This is a genomic window from Yeguia hominis (genome assembly GCF_014384705.1).
GTDB lineage: Bacteria > Bacillota > Clostridia > Oscillospirales > Acutalibacteraceae > Yeguia > Yeguia hominis.
The window spans coordinates 71,572-78,757 of sequence record NZ_JACRSN010000014.1 but is presented as its reverse complement, the minus strand read 5'-3'; the positions used below and the strand labels follow the sequence as shown (position 1 = coordinate 78,757).

The 7,186-nt window shown below is 50.9% G+C and carries 8 protein-coding genes; 3 read left to right on the top strand and 5 right to left on the bottom strand.

What is annotated here, in order from left to right; genetic code table 11:
- Positions 1-148 precede the first annotated feature (148 nt).
- Complete coding sequence (locus IAG03_RS09790; RefSeq protein WP_249319914.1) at positions 149-1,369, bottom strand: hypothetical protein; 1,221 nt, start codon at positions 1,367-1,369, stop codon at positions 149-151.
- Positions 1,370-1,622: 253 nt separating this feature from the next.
- Here IAG03_RS09790 and IAG03_RS09785 point away from each other — a divergent pair, with 253 nt between their 5' ends.
- Positions 1,623-2,480: a 2-oxoglutarate dehydrogenase gene (locus IAG03_RS09785; protein WP_249319913.1), complete on the top strand. Its 858-nt coding sequence runs from the start codon at positions 1,623-1,625 to the stop codon at positions 2,478-2,480.
- Between the two features lie 48 nt (positions 2,481-2,528).
- Entirely contained in the window at positions 2,529-3,500 is a 972-nt protein-coding gene (locus IAG03_RS09780; protein WP_249319912.1) for a sugar kinase, read from the top strand.
- 66 nt (positions 3,501-3,566) lie between these two features.
- Here IAG03_RS09780 and IAG03_RS09775 read toward each other — a convergent pair whose 3' ends face one another.
- On the bottom strand, positions 3,567-3,998 hold the full coding sequence (locus tag IAG03_RS09775; RefSeq protein ID WP_249319911.1) for a nucleoside deaminase: 432 nt from the start codon (positions 3,996-3,998) through the stop codon (positions 3,567-3,569).
- 35 nt (positions 3,999-4,033) lie between these two features.
- Positions 4,034-5,056 (bottom strand): CPBP family intramembrane glutamic endopeptidase, encoded by a 1,023-nt coding sequence (locus IAG03_RS09770; protein WP_249319910.1) that lies wholly within the window; start codon positions 5,054-5,056, stop codon positions 4,034-4,036.
- Between the two features lie 243 nt (positions 5,057-5,299).
- On the opposite strand from IAG03_RS09770, the gene trmB reads away from it, so the two are divergent.
- Positions 5,300-6,001, top strand: coding sequence for a tRNA (guanosine(46)-N7)-methyltransferase TrmB (gene trmB / locus IAG03_RS09765; protein ID WP_249319909.1), 702 nt, complete (start codon positions 5,300-5,302; stop codon positions 5,999-6,001).
- Positions 6,002-6,128: 127 nt separating this feature from the next.
- Here the strand turns inward: trmB and IAG03_RS09760 are convergent, their stop codons facing one another.
- A complete protein-coding gene (locus IAG03_RS09760) occupies positions 6,129-6,506 on the bottom strand; it encodes a DUF2752 domain-containing protein (protein WP_249319908.1) in 378 nt (125 codons plus the stop codon).
- 50 nt (positions 6,507-6,556) lie between these two features.
- Complete coding sequence (locus IAG03_RS09755; protein WP_249319907.1) at positions 6,557-7,183, bottom strand: CD225/dispanin family protein; 627 nt, start codon at positions 7,181-7,183, stop codon at positions 6,557-6,559.
- Between the last annotated feature and the right edge of the window lie 3 nt (positions 7,184-7,186).

Below are 7,186 nucleotides of genomic sequence, written 5' to 3'. Positions count from 1 at the left end.
CTACAACCATTCTCTTGAACTCCGGCGTATATCGTTTGTTTGGTACTCCTTTTGGCATAGCAAAACACCCCACTTGTTAGATAGTATATCATACTGTCTAACAAATGGGGTGCTGTTCAAAGGCTTCTGCCGGGTTTTTACAGATGATTTATTGGGAATCCCGGAAATACTGATCCCATTCCCGGTCATATCGACGACTTTCCCGTGTGCCATACTGCTGTGGTGGCTGTTCGGAATAGGACTCTTCCGGAGCGTAAAAATCCCGGCCGCTGTAGAGGTCTCGGTCAGACGGAGAAGCACCCGTGCCTTCATAAAAATCGCCTTGTGAGGCAGGATCATAAGGATTGGCATCATCATCATAGTAAGAGGGGGGCGTTGTCTCTTCATTGGACGCGTAGAACAGTGCAGAAGCAGAATCTTCCAAATAGTAGGAGCCCTCGGTTTCCAGATAGGCGGGATATGATACAGAATCCGAGAACGCATCATAAGAATGGTTCTGCGGAAGTTCTGTGTCAGAGTAGCCGGGCAGCTCCTCACGGCGGTAACGGTTGCCGTAGTCATCCTCATAATAAACATCCTCCGGCGCATCCTGCAAGGCAGGCTGGCTGCTGGAAGAAACAAGGTCTCTCGTTGTGGACGCAACGGCAGCACCTGCACCTGCATAGGCAAGCTGGGGATTCTGCAGAAAACGCTTTTTGCGCAGATAGGGGAGAATAAACATCAAATAGAGAAACGTTCCGATTCCGGCTGCAGACAGAACAAACAGCGCGATCCCGATAAAGATCAGGTTTCGACCGGTATGATTCTGGCTGGTTGGCGGAGCGGAAGAGCTGGATTTTGCCGTGGTGCCGGCGACACTCTGGGAAGAGGAAGTTTCCGAAGAACTGCCCGAAGAGGAGGGTGTCACGCCGGAAGGATAGACCATGACGATAGATTCCTGCGCTGTCGGATCGTAATAAGTTGCAGGGGAGTCGCTATAGGAATCTGAGCTGTAGTAAGAGGGCTCCGGATCATAGGACGGTTCCGGTTCCGGATCGGGCGTCGGTTCCGGTTCCGGTGTTGGTTCCGGGTCGGGCGTCGGCTCCGGGTCGGGCGTTGGTTCCGGGTCGGGCGTCGGTTCCGGTTCCGGTTCCGGTGTCGGCTCCGGATCGGGCGTCGGCTCCGGGTCGGGTGTCGGCTCCGGATCCGGTGTCGGTTCCGGGTCGGGCGACGGATCGGTGCTGGAACCGGTTTCGCCGCCGGATTTCAATTCTCCGGTTGCCTCTTCTGCAAAGACCGGCAGAACACCGCCAATCGCTGCATAGGTGAAAATTCCATATATGAGCAGAATCATGACAAAAAAGGCCAAGATCCCTCTTGCTTTTTTCATAACGGATCACTCCAGTTGTTTTTTGATCAGAACTTGTCGATTTCTCTCATTATATCAGCATTTGGCGCTTAAAACAATAATAAACTTATTTTTAACAAATTCGAAAAAATTACGCGGGCAAAGATGGGCGAATTTCCGCTTCGGGTCTTGTCTTGCTGAAAAAGAATGTTTATAATAAGAATACGCGCTGTTTGCGGATTTTTTCGGCGAAAACCGAAAAAAGACAGTCGGACTTTACGAGGAGGCATACAAGATGTTTGGAAAACGGTATGATGGAAGGATCGTTCACAATATTGATCCTCTTGAAAAAATCATTCCATATATTATGCGGACGCGGACAGACTCCCAAAATCACTATAACGATGATTTTGACTGCAAACCACTGGATGCGTATATTGCAAAAAAGCGGGAAGAAGGCCAGCAATATACCTATATGCATCTTCTGATTGCCGCAATGGTACGGACGATTGCCATTCGTCCGCAGCTCAACCGCTTTGTAATGAACGGAAAGATTTATACACGCCCGAAAATCTGGGTATCGTTTGCTCTGCAGCGGAATTTGCGTGACGAATCGGCGGAAACGACCATTAAGCTGAAGTTTGAGGGAACGGAGTCGCTGGAAGAGGTCAAAAAAATCATCGATGATGCGGTGACGGAAAATTTAAAACCGAGCGACGAAAACAATACCGACAAAACGGCGGCCTGGATTATGAAGATGCCGGGCTGGCTGATCAAATTTTTCATCCGGCTCGTGATTTCGCTAGATAAACACGGGATGCTGCCGAAAGCGCTGATAGATGTCAGCCCGTTCCATACGACATTTTTTATCACAAATCTCAAATCGCTGGGAATCAACTATATTTACCATCATGTTTATGAATTCGGTACGACGGGTATTTTCATTGGCCTTGGAAAAGAACGGCGGCGAATCGTTCCGGACGGCGGCGGGAACCCGGTAACCAAAAAAATTTTGACGCTTGGCTGCGTTACGGACGAGCGCTTCTGCGACGGCCTGTATTATGCGCGCTCCATGCGGTATTTCCGGCGCTTTTTGCGGGATCCTTCCCAGATGGAGACGCCGCTTGCCAAGAAAAAAGAAGACGTCGATTAAAAATAGAGCCTTACACACTTGGTGTAACCCGGAAGAGGAGTATTGAAAATGGAATCATTTTCCAAAGGGGTATTGCTTGCAGGCGAACCGATGGGTCTGTTTATCGCGGAAGAACCGGGTGCACTGGATGCAGTGCGCTCGTTTTCATTTGCAACCTGCGGAGCAGAACTAAATGTTGCAATTGGACTGCGGCGTCTGGAACAGCCGGTTTCTTACCTGACCAAACTCGGAGACGATCCATTCGGACGGCGGATTGCCCGGCAAATGGATCAGCTTGGAATTTGTGCGGCGGAGCTTTCTTTTTCAAAAACGCATCCCACCGGTTTTGTTATGAAGGAGCGCGTGGAAAAAGGCGATCCGGGCGTGGTATATTTCCGCAAAGGAAGCGCGGCTTCCACATTGTCTGCGCAGGATGTCGAGCGTCTGGACTTTTCCGGATTTGATACGTTGCATTTGACCGGAATCCTTCCGGCGCTTTCGGATTCCTGCCGGGAAGCGGCAAAGACATTGTGCCGTAAAGCGAAAGAAGCGGGATGCCGGATCTCTTTTGATCCCAATTTGCGTCCGCAGCTTTGGAATTCGGAAGCGGAAATGGTGCAGTGGATCCATCTGTTTGCAGCGCAGGCAGACCTGTTTTTGCCGGGCGTTCAGGAGGCAAAGCGCCTGATTGGCGAGTCTGTTCCGGAAAAAATCGCGGAACGCTACCTTGCGATGGGTGCGAAAACGGTCGTGCTGAAACTGGGAAAAGAAGGCGCCTATTATGCCAGCGTAAGCGGAGACTGCGGGTATGTTAAGGGATTTCCTGTGAAAACTGTAGTCGATACAGTAGGCGCGGGAGACGGCTTTGCCATTGGAGTCCTTTCCGCGTGCAGGGAAGGGCTTTCCCTCGCAGAAGCTGTCCGGAGAGGCTGTGCAATCGGCGCAATTCAGGTGATGAGCAAAGGTGATAATGACGGCTTACCGACCCGCGCGCAGCTAAATGCCTTTTTGAAAGGCGACGCAGATTGGAAAGACGCTTGACAGAACGTTGATAAAATCAAAACCGCAGATCCAGTCAGATCAGAACTGGATCTGCGGTTTTCTGTTTCAGAATTCCCGAAGTTTTTCAAAAAAGGCGGAAAGCAATGCGGCGCAGTCTTCCTCTAAAATGCCGCCCCATACTTCCGGCGTATGATTGTACGGAAGCGAAAACAAATTGACCACCGAACCGCATGAGCCAGCCTTTTCATCGTAAGCGCCGAAGATGACCCGGGGAATTCGGGCGTTAATAATAGCGCCTGCGCACATAGGGCAGGGCTCCAACGTGACATAGAGCGAACAATCCGAAAGACGCCAGCTTCTGGTTTTTAGGCAGGCGTTATGAATGGCCTCGATTTCCGCGTGGAACAGGGCGTTTTGTGCGCATTCACGCCGGTTTCGCCCGGTGGCAAGAATCGCGCCGTCTTTTACAATTACCGCGCCGACCGGGATTTCCCCTTCGGCAGCGGCTTCTTTCGCGATTTGCAATGCCGCCCGCATAAAGCGGGGATCCGGCAAAAAAGGCAGCATTTCCATCATAGCAGCATGAACAGGATGGAAGTTCCCACGCAGTAGAGCAGCAACGCAATTGCGCCGGGATTTGCAAAGAGCATCCCAAAGCGTGTGGCAAGACGCACGGGCTGGTGTGTGGCGGCAGGGCGGAAAAAGCCTTTTTCTTTTATAGCAAGGAAGATTAAAGAGAGAATGCCCAGGACCAACATGGAGAGGAAGAAAATTCCATAGAACAAATTGACAAACACTTCCCCGTAAGCGTTTTCCAGCAATTCACAGGCAACGCTGAAGCCGTTGTTAATTGCATGAAGCAGGATTGGCAGTAGCAAACTCTGGGTGCGCAGCACAAGAAACGCGAAAATCAGCCCGCAGAGAAATGCAAAAGGAAGCTGAATCGGGTTTCCGTGGAAAAGGCCAAAGAGCAGCGCGCTGGCAACGACGGCAAAGCCGTCTCCGTATTTCCGCAACCGGGAAAAGATGACGCCCCGAAATGCAAATTCTTCCACAAGCGGCGGAATGACGGCAATTTGCAAAACGTACAAGCCAATTCCGATCGGACTATCCGGAAGCGGCGTTTCCGGCATGGATGCATTAAACCCAAACTGCTCCAGAAGCGAAGCAACCATAGAGGCCGGATAATTTGCAAGCAGACAGACTGCAACACCGAGGAACAGGCAGGGGAAAAAGAGCCGGAACGGAAATGCTCGAAACGGAATCGTCTGATTAAAGCTCCTGCGGGAAGCAAGCAAAAAGAAGAAAAACGGCAGGAACATCCCGATGATATAGTAGAGACAGGAGATCAGAAAATACATCTCCTGCGAAAGGCCGTCGAACTCGTTCGGATACATCGGATATCCGGCCATCCAGAGAATTCTCTGTAGTAGCGCATATAAAAAGCTCATCGAGAAAATACCGGCCAAAACCATCCAGGAAAGCCGGTTTGCGGTTTTGCGCAGATCCCGGCAATAGCTTTTTAGAGGATTATATTGCGGAAAATACGGTGTGCCATAAGGCGGTATAAACGAAGAATACGGCGAACCATTCATAGGAAACAATGCTCCTTTTTAAGAAAATCAAAAATTATTCGGAAGCGTCAGTAAAAAACGACTGGGATCCCAGTATCCTTATTATTACCGATTCTGCGTGCGGTGTCAACGAAATCTCCGAAACAATTTTTCCGGAATCTGCGGTTTTTCCGGAACAAAAAGAATCCTTCCGAACAAACGAGCCTTGACCCGATTTGCCAGAGATGTTATATTGGAAATATTGAACGTTGAGGAGGAACCACCATGCGGATGCGAACGAAACGCTGGGCGCGGCCGGAACTTTCGGTCTGTCCTTTTTTTATCCAGAATCCGGAAGAACTGCGCGGGCAGTGGGCGTCACAATTCCCGAAGCAACAGCCGGTTTATCTGGAACTCGGCTGCGGAAAATGTCCGTTTTTATCGGAGATGGGACGGCTTCACCCGGATGTCAATTTCATTGGAATTGACCTGAGTCTGGATATTCTGGGTGTTGCACGGAGGAAAATAGTCGCAGATTATGCGCAGCAGGAATCTCCGGTTGAGAACATTTTGCTGCTGGCCTACAATATTGAATATCTCGACCGGATTTTCGGTGACGGTGATCAGGTCGATCGGATTTATGTGAATTTCTGCAATCCATGGCCGAAGAAGAAGCACCATAAACGGCGGCTGACGTATCCGCGGACGTTGCTGAAATACCGGGAAATCCTGAAGGACGGCGGTGAGCTGTGGTTTAAAACGGATGACGACGCGCTATTTGAGGATTCCCTCTTGTATTTTGAAGAAGCGGGCTTTCAGGTGCTCCGGAAAACAGCGGATCTGCACAACGAACCGGATTGGCCGGAAAATGTGATGACGGAACATGAACTCCTTTTCACCGAAAAGGGCATTCCGATCAAAGCGGCGATTGTCAGAAAGGCGGAACTGCCAAACCGGAAATCCGGATGCACAGACCCGGAAGCATAAGGCCTGAAGAATTCGGCTGATTCAGGCACAATAAAAAATAGGAAAAAGCAGCATTCCATCTGCCAAACAGACGGAATGCTGCTTTTTATGGTGATGTTCAGAAAACCGTGTGGAATTGCGCCGCGGACTAAAACGGCCGCAGGAACGCAAACGCCCGAAACGGCAGATTCCGAAGGACGGCAAACCCGAGAATGGCGATCCAGACGGCAATCAGAACGCGGTTCGGAATATACCGATCGATGTGGTTTTGACCGGTAAAAGCCCAGTCGAACAATCGCAAAAGAAAATACAGGACAATCAGCGGTACGAGCGTCACAAAAACGGCATTTTGCCGGAAAGCGATTCCCCAGTTTCCGTGGAAGGCCGCAGCAAGCGCTCTTCCGGCGCCGCAGCCAGGACAATAAAGCCCGGTTACAGCCCGGATCAGACAGGGGATACCGATTCCATAAACGCCATAAAGAAGATACAGACCGCCAACCGCCGTTCCGATTGCTACGAGCAGCAAAAATGCAATTCCGATTCGGACGGGCCTGGAATACGTACGGGTTCTCAATATCAATAATAGGTATAGAAGAAATCGGAGGTGCTCCAGAGGCCGGCGACCACCAGGATGCAAAGAACGAGGAGCAGCACGAATCCGACGATCGCGCCGACAAGGATCCATATTTTCGATTTCTTCGCGGAATCTATTGCGAGCGGATAATTGCCGTCAGCAAGTGCGGAGTTGATTTTTGCCGCGTAGACGATAGCCGGAATTCCGAATGGGATGCAACACAGAATCGTAACTAAAATGGACCAAACAAGATACGGCGTCTGGTTGACAGGCGGCTGCGCCGGGGCAGCTGCGTAAACCGGCGGCGTATCGGGTTCAGGTTGCTGATACGGAGGCGTTTGATAGGCTCCGGGATAAGCGCCGGGATTGTTGGACGGATCCGGAACGGGGCCAGCGACAGGCGGCTGTACATCGGGCGCAGGCTGCTGGTACGGAGAATTCTGATAGGCTCCGGGATAAGCGCCGGGATTATTGAATGGATCCGAAACAGGACCTGCGACAGGCGGCTGTACATGCGGCTGCACATCGGGCTGCGCCGGTGTCGGTTCAGGCTGGCTGACCGCAGTGCCACAGTGCGGACAGAAACGAACGTTTTCACTGATTTCTTGATTGCAGTTTTTACAGATCATATG

Coding starts and splice junctions, on each gene's coding strand:
- trmB (WP_249319909.1), top strand. CDS start 5,300: ATGCGGATGCGAACGAAACGCTGGGCGCGGCCGGAACTTTCGGTCTGT.
- IAG03_RS09790 (WP_249319914.1), bottom strand. CDS start 1,369: ATGAAAAAAGCAAGAGGGATCTTGGCCTTTTTTGTCATGATTCTGCTC.
- IAG03_RS09775 (WP_249319911.1), bottom strand. CDS start 3,998: ATGCGGGCGGCATTGCAAATCGCGAAAGAAGCCGCTGCCGAAGGGGAA.
- IAG03_RS09780 (WP_249319912.1), top strand. CDS start 2,529: ATGGAATCATTTTCCAAAGGGGTATTGCTTGCAGGCGAACCGATGGGT.
- IAG03_RS09785 (WP_249319913.1), top strand. CDS start 1,623: ATGTTTGGAAAACGGTATGATGGAAGGATCGTTCACAATATTGATCCT.
- IAG03_RS09755 (WP_249319907.1), bottom strand. CDS start 7,183: ATGATCTGTAAAAACTGCAATCAAGAAATCAGTGAAAACGTTCGTTTC.
- IAG03_RS09770 (WP_249319910.1), bottom strand. CDS start 5,056: ATGAATGGTTCGCCGTATTCTTCGTTTATACCGCCTTATGGCACACCG.